Genomic DNA, 18283 nt, shown 5'->3' on the forward strand with positions numbered 1-18283 from the left:
CTACAATAAATCTTTGCGTCTTTGTGCCTTTGTGGCAAACAGACATTTACTGAAACTCAAAATTATCCAACATCAATCCTTTCAAATCATCACCTTCTAAAGTAATTTTATACGTTCCGGCATTAATATATCCCCCAGATGTCGTATTCAAAACCTTCCATTTTTCTGGTGAAGGGAAAAACTCAATCGTGTCATTTCGCATTAAAATTCCGTAGGCATCTTCCATTTTGAATTTTACTTTTAACGGCGTTTCATTTCGATTCATAAAACGGAAACGCATTAAATAAATTCCGGCAACTCCAGGTTTAACTTCAAACTCAATGCTGTTATTTGTTTTTTTTGTGAATTCAATATAATCGGCTTTTTTGAAATTTCCTTTTTCGATTCCAGTTCCTGATGTTTTGGTCTTTTCTGCTTCAATGATTACGACAGGTCTTGAATCGTCTTTTTCGCCCATATCATAAGTTGGAACGACTGCAATTGTAGAAATGGTTTCTGAATTATCAAAAAGAACTTTCTCACCTTTCTTTACTTTTTTAGTAAAAACTACAAATTCGATTTGACTACTATTTTTAGCCTTTTCTTCTAACTTTTTATAAGCTGTAAATCGCTCTAAGTTCAAATTTTTATTATCTGCAAAAAGATATAAATCCGAATCTTCTTTGGCAGTAAAAGAACCTTTATTTTTAGAATGAGATGAAAACTGCATATAATCTGCTCCAAAAACTTCCGAAGGCAATTCGGTAAAAACAATATCAGAATCTGAATATTGTTTTGAATTAATATCCAGCCATGAAGCTATTCTGTTTATTTTATCATAAGAATCTAAAACCAAATTCTGAATATTTTTTGAAGATTCCTCAGCTGGTCTTGCATGAATATCTTTTGTTGCAATCGCGATTGCCGAAATAATCGCCTGTGAAGCTTTTACATTTGGAAACGAAATCACAATTTTTCCGTTTGTACTTTTTACTTTGAATGTTTTCTTCAGCGCGTTGTCGTGTCCTGATTCTGCCCAAATGTCGAAATCTTTTAAAACAACATTTTCATTGATGGCAACATCGAACAAACGCCAACCTTTGCAGTCTAAGCCTCCGCCAGTTCCGTACCAAGGTTCTGTGAAATATAATTCTACTAAATATTCTCCGTCTGATGCTGGAAATTCGTAACGCAGTTTATCAACTCCGTATCTAAAACTTTGAAATAACTCAGGATCTTTAGTTCCGTTTATGGGGTCGAAAGTCGTTCTTTGACTCGCAAAAAAATCAGGCAGTTTTTGAAAATTATCGGTCCATGATAAAGAACCCCAAGTGTTTTGTCCGTTTTTATGTGTATCCGTAAACCAAGTATTTCCAGCAGAATCTGTCAGTTCAGAACCGCCGCAATTTACTCTATAAATATAATTATAACCACTTTTGGCTTTTGTAATACTGGCTTTATCCGTTGTTAAATCATCGAAATTTGGCGCTTTCGGAAGTGTATTTAAAATGATATAATCTTTTGCTACGGCTTTTCCGTTTACATATCCAACGGCATATAAAACATTGTATTGAATATCGACATTATTAAACTGAAAATGCTGTCCGATTCCCGGATTTTTTAGTTTTCCTAAAGAAGATTTATTTACATCGTTGAACAATTCTACTTCATCACAATTGGAGTAAATATCGATTCCGTTTTTGATTCCCACAGTTTCCCAACGACTTGGCCAGGTATGTGAAACGATATATACCATCGGATTGGTTTTGTTCGAAACATAATTCGCTCGATACATATAAAACGCATCCAAAGGTTCGCCCCAAATCGTGAAAAGTCCTTTGTAATTTACTGGCCCAACTTTGTCAATGTCCCTAAAACCTTCTCCGTTTTGAACGCGTCCCGGATTTTCGTGCGAAGCAAAAAGCCAGTTGAATTGTCCCGCAATTTTATCTTTTACCGATTCTGCTTCACGAACTTTAATTTCCATTAATTGAGAAAAACGGTTTTCGCTTAAAGTCCCTTTTTGGTCAAACTCGCCTTCTGTATGTAAATCGGCTGAACGCCATGCGCCATATTCTCCGTTTAATAACTGAGTCGTCATTTCTAAATGGTATTTTAACGGATCTCCTCCATAAGTTCCTGACCAGTTTTGAACGACATTCCAATCTGTTCCTTCTCCACCGTTACAAGTAGTTACAATTCTTTGTGAAGCTGACAACGGATCCATTTCGCGGATAATCTGTGTGCATTCTTCGGCAAATGCCGCTGGAATGGTACTTTCATTCTGCAATCCCCACATGACAACCGACGGGCTGTTTCTGCGTTCTTTAATCCATTCTCGTAATAAGGTTTTAAAGTTTTCTTTAAACTCAGGCGTATCGTACCAAATATGTGCCGAAAACTGACTCCAAAACAGGATTCCGTTTTCGTCTAATTCTTTTTGATACAATAAATTATGAGGTTGATGCGCTTCTCTAAAAGCATTAAATCCGCCAGCTTTGATTTGCTCGATTCGAGAATGAATCATTTCGTCTGAAAATGAATGGCTTTTTCCAATTAAGTGTTCGTACTCGCAAACTCCGTTTATAAAAACAGGTTCATCATTAATGAAAAAACGATTGTCTTTTCCGTCACGACTCACCGGCCAGCTTACCCAACGGATTCCGTAAGGTGTTATTAACTGATCGATTATTTTTCCGTTTTCGTAAACTGAAGTAACCAATTTATACAAATAAGGATTGGATGGCGACCATAATTTCGGATTCTGAATCTCAGGAAGTGTCTGAGCTATTTCTTTTGTTTCTTCCGAATTGATTTTGTTGTCACTTTTTATGATAGCAGCTTTCTTTCCCGAAGCATCAAAAAGTACATTTTCAATCGTTAAATTTCGGGTTGAAGTGCCGTAATTCTTGATTTCGGTTGTGGTATGAAGAATGGCTTTTTGTTTAGAAACCGATTTGTCATTCCAAATATGAACACCAAACGGCTGAATTCTAACAACGTTTGTAATTACCAAAGAAACTGGCCTGAAAATCCCCATTGGCTGAGAACCTTCAGAGAATCCCCATTCTCCTGAACAGCCGCCACAAACCCAAGGAAGATCTGCAATAAAGGATGGATGCGCAGCTTTTACTAAAATCGTATTTTCTTTATCAAAAGAAACTGCCTTTGTAATGTTTAAGGTAAAAGTCGTTCTTCCGCCTTTGTGTTCGCCTATTTTTTGGCCATTAACCCAAACAGTCGCGTACGAACTTACGCCTTCGAAATAAAGAAAAAGTTGTTTAGAAACGTCTTTTTTATCCAGTTTTAAAGTTTTTTTATACCAGGCTGTACCATGTAAATTTCCATGTTTTGTTCTTCTGAAACCATAATACTGATCCCAGTTGTGAGGCACATTTACGTTCAACCATTTATCTGACTTTGGATTTTCTACAAAAGAATTTTCCTCTTGCGGATTATCCAAAATAATGGTTTCCCAAGAGGAATTCAACGAAATTTCTTTACGAAACTTCCCCGAATCTTTGCTCTGACTCCAAACAGAACAAAGACTTGAAAAAAAACAAAAAATAAAAAAAACTAATCTGTTCATATTTTATTATTGAACCATATAAGTGATATAAGGTTGTTTAAGTTTTAATTTTACTCCCCTTTTTGTCATTCCGAGGAACGAGGAATCACACTCGGAACTTGACAAAGATTAGCGAATTTCTGTACCGAAATTCTAGTGAGATCCCTCGTTCCTCGGGATGACAAGATCGTTTTATATTCTGCTAATAAACCTGACGGATTTTAAAAACCCGTCAGGTTTAACTTTACGTTTAGTCGCGTGAGGGATTGAGGCGGTATCTCCCGATTTAGAAAAACAAGGCTTTTTAGCCGTAGTTTTTGTTAATCGGGAATATAGCCGAAAGCCCGACCCGGAGGGACACGCCCAAATTATTAATAAAACAACCAGTCTATTGCTGCTTTTTCTCCTGCATCGATATACCCAACATCGCGCGGTGTTATAATTTGATCTGCGTCAATAAAGCCTAAAATTAATACTTTTCCTTTTCCTAAATCTAATTTATTCTCACCCGGCTGGAAAGTATAGGTATGAATATTAACACGTGGCAATTCTTTTAAATTCATGGCACTTGCCAGAATAACTTCGGCCTGACCGTGTGCATTTCCTGCAGCATCGGTTTCTAAACTTGGCGGTAACAAAAATCTTTTTTGATCTGAATTAAAATACCCCACCACTAATTTAACCGCTTTTGTGTTTCTAAACTTCAAATGCGTTCCTTTTTCGTTTTGATCGTTTTCTACAAATGAGAATCCTCTTAGGTTTTGAAGTTCAGGAGCAATTTTAGTTAATTCAGAAATGTCTGTTCCGTAGACTTTTGTTCCAGTTTTTACTAAATAAGTTCCCGGTTTTTCGTCGATAAAAGTTACTTCGGCTGTTTTCCAAGGTTTTCCTTCTTTAGTTTCGATCTTCCCATCTTTTGAAGATTTTAGCTTCTCTAGATTTCTTTTAAAATTAGCCAATTCACGTTCATAATGCGGCAATAATTCAGCCCAAGTTTTGTTGTTTCCGTCGTCTCCTCCAATCGGGATTCGGCGTTGAGCCGTCTGCATACTATTGGCATAGTAATACGTATCTTTTGTCAAGTTTACCAATAATTCATAGTATTCGATACTTTTTTCTAAATGAGGCAAAGCTTTGTCTAAATCCGTAATATCGTTAGAATAACTGTATCTTAAAACCAACAACGCTGCTTTTACTTTTTCTGAGAAGAAATCTGCAAACGCTTTGTAGGCGTGAATATCATTTTTAAGACGTTCGAATTCTTCTTTGTCATTGGTTACGCTGGCTTCTGCTTTGTCGATGGCTTCAACGGCTAATCTTCCGTGTTCTGTAATTTCGGCAATAATCTGAGTTGGAAGTTCGCCTGAATGCGGTTCTTTGTTCCACTCTTTTTTAGCATATTCTAAAAGCAATTCGCCCGCTGGTCCACACGATTCATGGAATCCCGGATACACTCTCCATTTTGACGGATTCACCAACTGGCTTTCAAACATTCCTAATAATAAAGTTTGACGGTTTCCTTCGGTTATTCCGAAACGTCTTAATGTTTTTGGAGCAATTTCTCCTGTTTCTTCGTAAGCTTTTAAAATGTTATTAGCTGCTTCCTGAGTCGTTCCGAATTTATCTGCTAAATCTTTATCCCAAAATTTAACTTCTTCGTTTCGGTCTCTTTTACTGTCCCAGGCATATCTTGCCCAGGCTTTGTACCAAATCCAGTCGCGATCCATTTCTAATAAACGTTCTCCTGATTTCGTTTTATCTGCCGAATAGGGCCAATCCCAATACGATGCCTGCGGATATAAATGCAGTGCATTTGCCCCGTGAACGCTATGCATTGCTTTTACCGTTTTCTGGATAAAATCCGGAGAACCATATCTGAAAGGTTCTAAGTTGGCCAGAATGTGAACATTTTCAATATGAATTGATTTCAGAGCACTCAACTGTTTGTGCGTTTCTCCCCAAGGTCCGCCCGGCGTATAAGTTGTTAAAGATTCTCCGGTATATTTACTTTCTGTATAAAGGTTTTTGTATAATGGCAATGATTTTTCCATTACCAAAGGCCCATCAGTATCGTGCGAACGAAGGATAATTGGCGGTTCGTCTGTTCTTCCCAGCGCTTTTAATCCGTCCTGAACTCCTGGAATAATCGTTTTGGTAAACCATTCTACATCATCATCAATCGTGTTGATTGCTTCTCCTAAACAAACTAACAATCCCACGTTTGGATATTTTTCGATAAAAGCAGCAATAGATTTTCTTGTATAATCTGACAACAAAGGCGTAATTGGTCTTGAACGATCCTGCGTTTTAATATTATAATGCTCTGCAAATGGCTTAGAAACAATAATATTGTAAAACATCTGAATTACCCAGATTCCTCGTTTGTTCGCTTCAACCGTTAAGAATTTATAGATTTCTTCGTTCTTTTTGAAATCTTCATCGCTTACTTCTACAGCAAATGGATATTCTTTTAATTTCACCAAAGAAGCAAACGGATGTCCGTTCCATAAATACAGCGAGTTCATGCGGTTTTCTACCAGCATATCTAAATACTTTACCCATAAAGCTTTATCGTAAAACCACGGAAAAGTTTCTGGCGTATACGGATATTCGTAAACGTCACGACCTGGAAGATAAACAGGTTTCTGCATTCCAATACAAGCCCCTCTCAAAACCATTTCCGGACTGTCTTCGATATTAATTTCTGAAGGAAGTTTTCCTGAAGCTTTAATTTTATCTGTTAATTCTAAAGCACCATACAAAGCTCCAGAAGCATCTGTTCCTTCCACATAAACTACATTATTTTGGGTACGAATCTGGAAACCTTCTTTCTTCGTTAATTTGCTATCGTCGATTTTAGCGCTTTTAGCATTTTTCTTCCAGAAATCAGTTCCTTTTTCTCCAATTACAATTATCTGCTCTTTTGATTTTTTGAATTTATCAGAAGAAGTTACGCTGAATCCTTTTGCTGAAAGGGTTTCTGATAATTTTTCTGCACCAAATTTTGCTCTCGGCGAACTCGGATCACTCACAACAGTGATGTTCTGCGCTGTCGCGAAAGAGATGTAAAAACATAAAAAAAGTAATTGTAAATATTTCATTGTAATTTTATTTTATTCTTTGGGAATGCTAAAAAATAATCTGCTAAATCTGCTTAAATCTGTATAAATCTGCGTGCAATTTTTCACGCAGATCAGGCAGATTTAAGCAGATTTTATTTTGATTTCTTTGCCACAGATTAAAAGATTTACACAGATTAAGAAAAATCATTTTAATCCCTTTATCCCGATAGCTATCGGGAGTGCTATAAATTAATTCTGGAAAATTCGTTTTAAATAAGCCACGTTTGCTCCGTAATTGGCTTTTACATTATGCACTTGTGTTACATCACGAGAACGCTCTACAATTAGCCATCCGCTCCATTTCATTTCGTCCAAAGTTTGTTTGATTTTTCGCATGTCGATCGCTTTGTCATTTTCTAACCAAAACTGATCTGTATTTGAAGCGTGAATCTGAGCTAAATATTTCTTACCTAAGATTTTTAATTCTGATGAAATATCTCTTTTATTGTCTAAAGCATTGGCAAAATTGAAAGAGCTCTTGATATATTTTGAACCGACTTCATCTAAAAGTTTTTTCTCCTCTGTCGCGTCTAAAGAGGTTTCAATTGCGATAACACCGCCAATTTTCCCCACTTCTTTTCCTGCCCATTGGAGTCTTTTAATCACTTCCGGGCGCAATTCTGGATTTTTAACCAAATCTGTCTGCGTTCCTAACGGAAGATAAGCCACTTTTACTTTCATGTTTTTCATAGCCTGAACACAATCCGTAATCATTGGTGTAATTTCTCTTGTGGCAAAAGACTGCGCATAAAATCCAGACATCGCAATTGAACTGATCCCAACTCTAGTCTCTTTCGATTTATCTAAGAATTTTTGTCTTTCAACTGGATCACCCAATTTACTGTCGAAAGTTGGTCTATTTCCTAAACCTCCCATATCGAGTTCGATTCCGTCCGCTTTTATTTCAGCTGCCAAACCAAAAGCACCTAATTTTTGTCTTTTTAAAATCATCCAGTCACAAACCGCCACTTTATACTTTTGCTTTTTATCGGAAGACTGAGCCGTCGCACAGCTGTTGAATGTTGCTGATAGAACAACAAGTAGCGCAACAATTAAATTTCTTTTAGATTTCATGCTTATATTTTTTTTGCCACTAATTACACTAATTTTCACGAATTAGTATTTTAAAAAATTTGTGGAAATTAGTGAAATTCGTGGCGAACTTTATTTTACTCTTCTTCTGCTTTTACTGCAGTTACCACTTTTCCTTCGTCGCCAGGCCAGATTCCGTTTTTGATTGGAAGTGCTAACAGTTTACTCGGATCGATTTTTACGTATTTCAGTTTTTCTCTTCTCCAAGTATATACAATATGTACCATTCCGTCAGAACTCTGAATCATCGAAGGATACGAATATTGGCTGATTTTTGAATCTTCTAAAACTAAAGCCGCATTCCAATTGATTCCGTCTTTAGAAACCGAAACATTCAACGGTGTTCTTGGTCCTTTAGCTTCTTTTCCCGGAGGAAGAACGTGATTGTAAACTAACAAATGTCTGCCGTCTTTAAGTGTAACTGCGTCTGTTCCTGAGTTGTTATTTGGCAATCCGATTAACTCTACATCCGACCAAGTTTTTCCATTGTCTTTTGAGAATGTACTGAAAATAGCTCTGTTTCTAGTTCTTCCAATAGCCTGAATACTTCCGTCTTTGTGAAACAAAATACTTGGCTGAATGGCATTTATTTTTTGTTTTCCTCTTGGAAGTGTATCACCCATTACCCAAGTTTTCCCGAAATCTGGAGTAGATTCCATACGAAGTCTCCAGCCGTCACCTTCTATACTTGACGGACATAGTAATGTTCCGTTGCTTAATAAAACAGGTTTATTTTTGATTGGTCCTAAGAAACCTTCTGGCATTTTTTGAGCCTCAGACCAAGTTTTTCCTCCATCAGATGAAGTTCTGATTACGCCCCACCATTCTGATGGTTTTGGTCCTATTTTATAGAAAAGCATTAAATCGCCACCGGGAATTTGATACAAAACCGGATTCCAAGTTGGTAATCTCGGCCCTTCTTTCATCACACCGTCGGCAACTTTTACGCCTTCGCCCCATTTATCACTTCCTTTAGGTTTGATGGCTACGTATATACAAACGTCAGGATGTCTTTCGTGAGTTCCTCCAAACCAAGATGAAACTAAATCACCATTTGTAGCTTCGACAATTGTAACGGCGTGGCAAGACGGATAAGGTGCTTTATCATAAATAAATTCATCTACTAAAATTCCTTCTTTCCAAGTCTTTTTCTCTAAAGCCGATTTACAACTTCCTAAAAGGAAAAGTCCAAACAAGACAAATGCTAATTTTGTTATCTTCATTCTTAATTAAATTATGAATTATTTTTTCTGACTATAAATACACACCTAACATTTTTTTAGGCAAAAATATTTATTAAGTGTAAAAATAACACTAAAAAATTAACAATGTATCCTGTACTGTCCCGAATTATTAAAAATGCAGATTATTTAACGCTAATAGCAAAATTTCTTGACGAAAACGTAATAGCGCAATCAATTTTCATTTTTTACCAGTATGTCGGAAATTCCGACATACTTAACATTTTTCTAATTAGAAGCTTACAATACAAAAGACAAATTTCTATTTAACGTTTATTGCATAATTTCCTGACGAAAGTGTAACAACTGTTTGATTTTTTTCTACTGAATAAACATATGAAGTCTTATCTAGCTTTTGTTTATTTATCGAAACAGATGAAATATCTCTTGCAGGAAGATACACAATTGCAGAAGTATTTGCAGGAACGGTAATATTCCAAACCAAAGCTTTTTTATCTTTTTTCCAGTCACTTTTAATTGTTCCGTAAATTGATTCGTATGAAGCATTTACATAAGTCAATCCGGCATTAAAATCTGGTTTCATAATAATTTGCTTGAAGCCTGGAGTTTCTGGATTGCTCTTGATACCTGCCATATTTTCGTAATACCAAATCAATAAATCGCCTAAAAGCATTACATGATTTTGCGAATTCATTGCGGGATCTGCAGTGTTTCCGTTCCATAATTCCCAAATGGTTGTTGCGCCATTTTCAACCATATAACCCCAGCTTGGATACGTTTTGTTTGAGGCCAATTTGAAAGCCAAATCGCCACGCCCGAAATTAGTTAGTGTTCGCATTAAAAACTGCGTTCCGATAACACCTGTACTTACATGACCGTTTTTAGTCACTTCCACTTCATGAACCAGATTTTCGAAAACTTTTTGCTGTAATTCTTGCGGAACCATTCCAAAAGTCAAAGGCAGTAAATTGGCTGTTACGGTATTATTAGCGTAGTTGTTTTTTGCTGCATTAAAATATTTAGTATTAAATGCTTTTTTGATTCTTGTAGCTAATTCGTCGTAATGTTTAATATCATTTTGTGCATTGGCAATCACAGCAAACTTTTTCATGATGTTTAGAAGCTGATAGAAAAACGCACTCGAAATCAATTCGCCGTCTGTTAAACGAGAAGGGTCTTTCGAACGAATTAATTCCAACGATTCTGGCGGAACGCACCAATCGCCGTATTTATCTTTGGTCATAATATCATCAACCAAATAGTTTTCTTCCATGTAATCCATCCATTTTTTCATCGACGGATATTGTTTTTCGATTACTTTTTTATCTCCAAACTGCTGATACAGCATATCACCAACCGTGATATACGTTCCAGGCCAAGTCACGTTATCGCCGTAATAACGCCAGAAAGCTGGTGCCACATCTGGAATTCCTCCATCAATAGTTTGTGCATTCTTAATATCATCTAACCATTTTGCATACAATGTCTGATTGTCGAATAAGAAACTTTCGCCGTAAGCTCCTGTTGTTCTGTCTCCCAACCAAGGCTGACGTTCATTTCGCTGTGGACAATCGATTGGCATTCCTTTATAATTCCCGCTGATTCCCCACCACGCATTCTTAAAAATCTGATTCATTATTGGGTTCGAAGAATCGAAAGTTCCCGTTGTCGCAATATCATCGTAAACGACTTTTCCAACGAAATTTTCTAAAGTTGGTTTTGTTTTGAAACCCGAAATTTCTACAAATCGAAATCCGTGAAAAATAAAACGAGGTTCCCAAACTTCTTCGCCTTCTCCTTTTAAAGTATAAATATCCGTTGTTTTAGCATCACGTAAATTGGCAATGTATAAAGAACCATCTGACTGAAGCGATTCAGCAAATTTCATGGTTATTTTATCGCCCGAATTTCCTTTTATTTTCAATTGCAGCCAGCCCACCATATTTTGCCCCATATCTAAGATATAAGTTCCTTTTGGTGTTTGTTTGATTGAAATAGGTTTTACTTCGCGTTTAATCTTCATATTCGCCGACATCTGTCCTTCATAGAATCCGCCTGGTTCTTGAACATATTCAGCCGAAAGCCATTTTTTATCATTAAAATTAATGGCATTCCAGCCTTTCATTTCTTTACGGGCATCATATTCTTCGCCGTCGTATTCGTTGTTGGATAAAATCGGACCGTCGGTTGTGATTTTCCAAGTATCATCTGTTCTGATTACTTCTTTACTTCCATCTGTATATTCTACAAACAACTGCAAAGCCATTTTCGGATATCCAAAAGTTTTGATTTTATAAGGCTTATAATCCTGACGCATGGTAAAAAAACGTCCGTTTCCTAAAATAGTTCCCAATGCGTTTTTCCCTTCTTTCAATTGCAAAGTCACATCAAAAACATTGTATTTTACATTCTTCGTGTAATCCGTAGGAACGGGAGCTAAAAACTGATCGCCAATTTTATTTCCGTTAATGTATAGCTCATACAAGCCCATTCCCATGATATAAACCTTGGCGCTTTTGACTTTCTTTTTTAAGTCAATTTCTTTTCGCAGATATCGGGCTGATAATCTCGAATATTGCGAAATACTATCACCCGGAGACGTTTTTTCATAGCCAATCCATCGTGTCGATTTCCAGTCAGCGTAGGTTAAAATTCCGATGCTGAAATGTCCCGTTTCTTTTGATTGAACTTCACCTTTATTGGTAAAAACTGTTACTTTCCAATAAACATCTTGTCGATCTTTTAGTTTTTTTCCGTTGTAAATTACATTAACAGATTCGTCGCTTTGTACCTTTCCGCTGTCCCATAAATCTGCATTTCCAGCATTTAGTTTTTCTAAAGATGAAGAAGCTAAAATTTGATAATGAGTTTGTTTTAAATCATTAATATCTGCTTTTATTTTCCAGCTTAATCTTGGCTGTAAAACGTCAATTCCTTCCGGATTAATCAGCATTTCGCATTTTAAATCACTCACAATGATTTTGTTTTGGGCTTTCGCCGAAATTGTGCAAAGTGAAATGATTAAGATAAGATGTAAAAAAAACTTTTTCATGATATTGTTTTATTGTCTTTGTGATAATTTTTGTTTCACGCAGATTTGGCAGATTGAGCAGATTGTTTTACTCTATTTAAAATCTGCAAAATCTGCGGGAGTAAATTATCCTCATTTTTGTCATTTCTACGAAGGAGAAATCTTCGTTAGCAGCTCGACAAAGATTATCGATTTAGATTGTGGAGTTTCTTGCGAAGATTTCTCCTTCGTCGAAATGACAAACTAGATAGTTAAATAATTAAATTACTCAGAAACCAACTTCTCCAATCTCTCCGAAACCGCAATTTCCTTCCCGTTTTTAAAGATTCTGAAACCTTTTCCTTTTTTATATTTTTCTCCTGTTTTATCCCAAAGAATCGTAATAATATTTCCATGATACAAGACATTATCCAGACAAAACCAATCCCATTTTTCCTGCGGAATCAACGGATTTACTTCAATCTTTTCATCTGCTCTCGGACGTAAACCAACCAAACCGGTAATTACCAAATCGTTAAAAGTCGAATGATTGTAATAACGGCTTCTTTCTCTGTCGCCCATTAACCAATAGCCTGTTGTTTCGTCTAAATATTCTCCTAAATAGGGTTTTCCGCGGTAATATTGCGATTGCACATACAAATCCATTTGCTTGAAATAATCAGGTTTGGCAACAAAATTCTGATTGTAATTATTCAAAACATTCGCTAAAGCCGTTAAGGTCTGCGAACTTGCAAATGGCCAAATAGCACCGTCCCATTCACATGTTCCTGTTCCGTGTGTTCTAAATCTCGGACTTCTTCTTTCTGCTGTCGTTAAACCAAACGGAGCCGAAAATCCTTTTTCGTCCTTAATCTGTTCCCAGGCTTTTTCAAAACCTTTTCCTTTTTCAGGAAGATTAAAATACCACGGAATAAATCCGATGGCTTCTCGAACCTGAGCCAGTGTGTCCTTTTCCGTTAGAGTTTCAAAAAACTCACTTTTTTTATTCCATAATTTTGTTTCAACCAATTGCTGCAAAACGTCAGCTTTCGCTTTGAATTTGGTTTCCGCTTCCTTATCTCCTTTCAATTCAGCCATTTTAGAAATCGCTATAGCATTCCCGTACATATAACTGTTAATTGTTGGTCTTGCATTTTGAACTTTACGTCCGCCACTTAAGGATTCTTCCATTCCATCTTTTACATCGTGCTGCCAAAACAAACCATCTTTACGCTGACGGTCTTTTTCCCAAACGGCGTAATCCGTAACCATGTCTGGGTATAGCTCCAATAAGAATTTTTCATCCTTATTTACCAAATAGCGATTGTATAGTGCATCGGCTGTCCAACTGCTGAATTTATACAATTTGTTCATCGGTTTTCCGTCATTTCCTCGATACCAAAGCTTCACATCCTGCTCAATATATTTAGGATCATGAACCCATCTAAATTCGTTGATATGATGCCCCAAAGCACAACTGATCATATTGTATTTATCAGCATAAGAACGGTCTACTAAAAACTCTGTAATAGCAAATCCCTGTGGTGTGTTTTTAATGTGTTTACGAACGCTCCACCATCTGAAATAATAGATTTCCTCAAAATTCTGCTGCGGACATTCAAACAACGGAATATTCTTTTCCATCCAAGCCCAGGCACTGTCATTCGGAATCGCAAATTTCAAGTTCTCATCTTCCATCTTGTTGAAATAATCCACATAATGTTTGAAGTTTTCTTCTTTTAAAATAACCGATTTTCCTTTTTGAGAATGTCCTGCACCCGATTTGCAACCGCTATTTATACAAGCGATTACAATTGAAAGTATTACTATTTTATGTTTGAAATGTTGTAACATATTCTAATTATTATTTTAAAACTAATTCTTTGGGCGTGTCCCTCCGGGTCGTGCTGTCCGTTCCCGCTTCCCGATGAAAAATCGGGAGAGCTCCACTTCCATCACTCACGCAAGAGACCTTTACGTTTTCTCACTCCTGCAAGGTTTCCAAAACCTTGTAGGTGTCTTATTTTTAATCGCAAACTTTAATCATTTATACCTACAAGGTTTTGAAAACCTTGCAGGAACACCCCGCGCATTTGTATTTTCTTAAATCACTTATATGGTTCAAAAATTTTAATTCCCCGTAAAAATATAAGCCTGCCCTGCTTTCATATTCACATCGTAAATATTATAATTTGACAATTGTACTTCAGGCAGTTTTACTTCTTTAGAAATAATCGGTTTCTTCACTTCCACATCATAAAACAACGGATTTGGATTTTTGCCTTTAGCTTTTTTAAGAGAAGAACCTTTTAAAGTATTTTCAACTTTTAATCTACAGTTTCCTCCTATTTTTGAATAGATTTTTAACTCCGAAACTTTATTGTTTTTCCACGTCATATCAATTACAAATCCACCTCTGGCAACCAAACCTTTTATGCTTCCGTCTTTCCAAACACTTGGTAATGCTGGTAATAAATGAATCGCATCTTCCTGACTCTGCATTAACATTTCGGCGAAACCGGCTGTACATCCAAAATTTCCATCAATTTGAAAAGGCTGATGCGCATCTAACATATTCGGATACGTTCCGCCACCTTTTCTCTGATCCGCTGTTACCAAATGCAATTGATCCTGAATCAATTTATAAGCGTGATTTCCATCTAATAATCTCGCCCACAAATTCACTTTCCAACCCATAGACCAGCCTGTAGATTCGTCTGTTCTATAAATTAAAGATTGTTTAGCGGCTTCAAATAATTCTGGCGTTTTTATTGGTGAAATCTGATTACTCGGATACAATCCATACAAATGCGAAACGTGTCTGTGATTGTCTTTCGGATTGTCCCAATCGTCCTGCCATTCCTGTAACTGATTGTGTTTGCCCACTTTCATTGGAGGCATTTTTGCCAAAGCATCACTCACTTTTTTCGTATAAGCTGCATCTGGCGAAACCAAAGCCGAAGCTTCGATAACATGTGTAAACAAATCAAAAACCAATTGATTGTCCATTGTAGTTCCCGATGCAATTGTCGCTTTTCCTGTTCCGCCTGCGTGTGTATTTTCAGGCGAACTAGAAGGAACAACAACTAAATATTTAGTGTTTGGATCTACCACCATAAAATCCAAAAAGAAATCAGCTGCACCTTTCATAATTGGGTAAATTTCTGCCAGATACTTTTTATCTCCTGTGTATAAATATCTTTCCCATAAATCCTGACAAACCCAGGCACCGCCAGTCGGCCACATTCCCGAAGCTGCTGAATCTACCGGAGCGGTAACACGCCAGATATCGGTATTGTGGTGTAAAACCCAGCCGCTGGCATTGTACATCATTCTCGCAGTTTCTGCGCCTGTTACAGCCAACTCTTTTGCCATTTGTACAAAAGGTTCATGCATTTCCTGCAAATTGGTTACTTGTGCCGGCCAGTAATTCATTTCCGCGTTTATGTTGGTTGTGTATTTACTGTCCCAAGGCGGTGTTACCATATCGTTCCAAATCCCTTGTAAATTGGCTGGCTGTCCTCCTGGCTGTGAACTTGAAATTAAAAGATAACGCCCGAATTGGAAATACAAACTCGCCAATTGCGGATCAAATTGTTTTGAGAAATCTCGAATTCTTTCGTTTGTTGGTTGCTGAACTAAATCATTTGAACCTAAATCTAAAGATACTCTGTTGAAGAATTTTTGGTAATAATCAACGTGGGCTTTCTTTATCGTTTCAAAATCTTTTATTTCGGCTTTAGCCAAATAATCTTTGCTTTTTGCAATTTCATCACCCGAAATATCCTGATAGTTTTTGAAGTTCGTAGCAATCGAAATATATAAAGTCACTTCATCAGCTTTACTAATACTTAAAACTCCATTACTGACATCGATTTCCCCGCCTTTATTTTTAGCGGTCAATCGGCCTTGAAATTTTACTTTTCCTTTTACACCTTCAAAGTTAGTTCCAACTCCCGAAAGTATAATTTGGTTTCCTTCTGTCGAAGCCACCGTTTTATCAATCGGGCTGTTCATGAAAACATTACACGTAATTTGTCCCGGCTGACTTGCAGTAAGTTTTACCACAATAACCTGATCTGAAAATGCGGTTAGAATTTCTCTTGTAAATTCAACTCCGTTTACTTTGTATTTTACTTTTGCCGTAGCGTTGCTAATGTCTAAATCACGGTAATAATCGGTATATTTTTGATGTCCTGCGAATGAAATATAAACGCTTCCAAAAGTCTGATATGGCATTCCGTCATTCGTCTGCGACATAATATCCTGTGTCGCTAAATCCTGTGCTTCATCAAATTTTCCGTCAAAAATTAACTGACGAACAATTGGAAGTGCTTTAATAGATTTATTATGTGCATTGCTGTTTGGAGAGCCTGCCCAAATGGTTTCTTCGTTCAACTGCAAACGCTCTACAGCTGGATCACCAAAAACCATTGCCCCCAAACGTCCGTTACCTAATGGCAAGGCTTCGTTCCAGATTGCAGCTGGTTTATCGTACCATAATTTTAGGTCGGTTTGAGCTGTTGCTGTAAAGGAAAAAATTCCAAAACAGATTGCCGTTATTTTAATTTTTAACTTCATGTTTATATTTTTTTTTTCAGCCACGAATTACACGAATTGACACTAATTTCTTTTTTAATTTTTTTTCAATTTCTCTAATTTATTTTGCCACAGATTACACAGATTTAAAGGATTTTTAATCTGTGAAAATCCTTTAATCTGTGGCAAAAAATAATTCGTGCCAATTCGGGAAATTCGTGGCTATCTATTTCTTAACCTCGTAAACTTTCAGATTTTTTTCTCCGAACATTTCATATAATTTGTTGATATCTTTCAGAGCATTCGCTGGCAGTTTTTCTCCTTTATCTCCAAAAACCAACAACTTCTCTTTCGGCTCAATCACACAAGTCGATTCGTCGATTTCGCCTTTATCGTTCTTTACTTTATTTAAATCCAAATTCAAATATTTCGCCATAAACGGATACAAAGCCATACGTTTTGAAACTCCGAAATCATGACCTTCCTTTGCAAAATGAGCATTTTCAACTAAATCTTTCTTTCCGTACAATTCATACGTTCTTTGGATAAAAGGAAACTCCAGTTCCGGAACTGCCAATGTCCAATCTTTTCCGTCAGAAACAATCAATTGTGGTTTTGGAGCCATCATAGCTGAGATTTCAGCATTGTTTGTTCCGTTTCCGCAAAGGTGAATTCCGCGTCCGCTCTCGCATGGGCAACCACCTGAAAAATGTGATGAAACCATCACCACCGGAGCTGAAACTTTTACTCTGTCATCAATTGCAGCTAAAAACATAGTATGTGATCCTCCTCCTGAACCACCGGTAACACCAACTCTTGACATATCGGCATTTTTAACCGTTGCTAAATAATCCAAGAAACGAATTCCAGTTAAAACCTGAACCGTCGATGCAATACTGTTTCTATGTGTTTCTTCAGGAAACTGAAGTAATGATTCTCCCCAGGCAAATAAATCATAACCTATTACAATTGCTCCCATTTTAGCCATCATAGCACAACGGTACTGCTCATCTTTTCTATATCTTCCGTCACCAAAATGTCCGTCTGGTGTTAAAATAACAGCTGCTTTTTTATTCAACGGATACGGCTTGTAAATCGATCCTGTTGCATAAACTCCCGGAAGAATTTCCAAAGCAATATTTTCTACGCTGTAATCTTTATAAATTCTTTTTGGAGTTAAAAGTGGTTTAGATTTTGGCATTGGGGGAGCCTTTTCTAATCCAAATGAGGTTATCATACAAGCTTTTAACTCCGTTTTACGTTTTTCCCATTCTTCTTTGGTTGAATAAAGGCTTTCTAAGTAAAATAAGCGTTCTTTTCCTTTATCTACCGAAACTTTATGGTTTTCATACTTGCGTATGATGTAGGTTCCATCGGGTTGTTTGAAATACATCAATTCGAACGGCGCTAAAATATTGGTCAGCGAAAGTGGCAGATTTCCAGGTTCAATTCTCCAATCGGCATAATCCAGTTCTTTTCCTTTCAATAAACCTCTGTCATCGTTGATCGTTACGTTAAAAACGGTTTCTATTTTTTTTAGTGTTTCTGAAACTGGTTTTCTAAAATTAGTATCAGAAGTGCTTTGCGCATTGGCAAATGTCAATGCAAAAATGGAAACTATGATGATGTATTGTATGTTTTTCATTTTAATATTGTTGTGTGTTGGTACGCTGATGAAACGGATTCGCTATCGCGAAAACGCTGATTTACACGGATTTTTTTTATTCTTTTGAATTGCCTCCTGATTTAGCTGGAGGACTTTTTTTGATTT

8 protein-coding genes are annotated in these 18283 nt (G+C 36.7%); all 8 read right to left on the bottom strand.

Annotation, left to right across the window (positions count from 1 at the left end):
• Positions 1-46 precede the first annotated feature (46 nt).
• The gene (locus tag AC1RRQ_RS08425; protein WP_493022573.1) at positions 47-3469 is read right to left on the bottom strand and encodes a malectin domain-containing carbohydrate-binding protein; all 3423 of its coding nucleotides are present in this window, start codon (positions 3467-3469) and stop codon (positions 47-49) included.
• A gap of 449 nt (positions 3470-3918) precedes the next feature.
• Positions 3919-6648 carry an alpha-d-galacturonidase gene (locus AC1RRQ_RS08430; RefSeq protein WP_493022574.1) on the bottom strand — a complete coding sequence of 910 codons (2730 nt, stop codon included), beginning with the start codon at positions 6646-6648 and terminating at the stop codon, positions 3919-3921.
• A 210-nt stretch (positions 6649-6858) separates the two neighbouring features.
• A complete protein-coding gene (locus tag AC1RRQ_RS08435; protein ID WP_493022575.1) occupies positions 6859-7743 on the bottom strand; it encodes a sugar phosphate isomerase/epimerase family protein in 885 nt (294 codons plus the stop codon).
• A 95-nt stretch (positions 7744-7838) separates the two neighbouring features.
• Positions 7839-8984 carry a sialidase family protein gene (locus tag AC1RRQ_RS08440; protein ID WP_493022577.1) on the bottom strand — a complete coding sequence of 382 codons (1146 nt, stop codon included), beginning with the start codon at positions 8982-8984 and terminating at the stop codon, positions 7839-7841.
• Between the two features lie 280 nt (positions 8985-9264).
• Entirely contained in the window at positions 9265-12015 is a 2751-nt protein-coding gene (locus tag AC1RRQ_RS08445; RefSeq protein WP_493022578.1) for a glycoside hydrolase family 78 protein, read from the bottom strand.
• Positions 12016-12258: 243 nt separating this feature from the next.
• Entirely contained in the window at positions 12259-13827 is a 1569-nt protein-coding gene (locus AC1RRQ_RS08450; RefSeq protein ID WP_493022579.1) for an MGH1-like glycoside hydrolase domain-containing protein, read from the bottom strand.
• A 276-nt stretch (positions 13828-14103) separates the two neighbouring features.
• Positions 14104-16554, bottom strand: coding sequence for a glycoside hydrolase family 95 protein (locus AC1RRQ_RS08455; protein ID WP_493022580.1), 2451 nt, complete (start codon positions 16552-16554; stop codon positions 14104-14106).
• A 184-nt stretch (positions 16555-16738) separates the two neighbouring features.
• The gene (locus AC1RRQ_RS08460; RefSeq protein WP_493022581.1) at positions 16739-18157 is read right to left on the bottom strand and encodes an acetylxylan esterase; all 1419 of its coding nucleotides are present in this window, start codon (positions 18155-18157) and stop codon (positions 16739-16741) included.
• Between the last annotated feature and the right edge of the window lie 126 nt (positions 18158-18283).

Source organism: Flavobacterium sp. GW821-FHT12A05 (assembly GCF_058807735.1).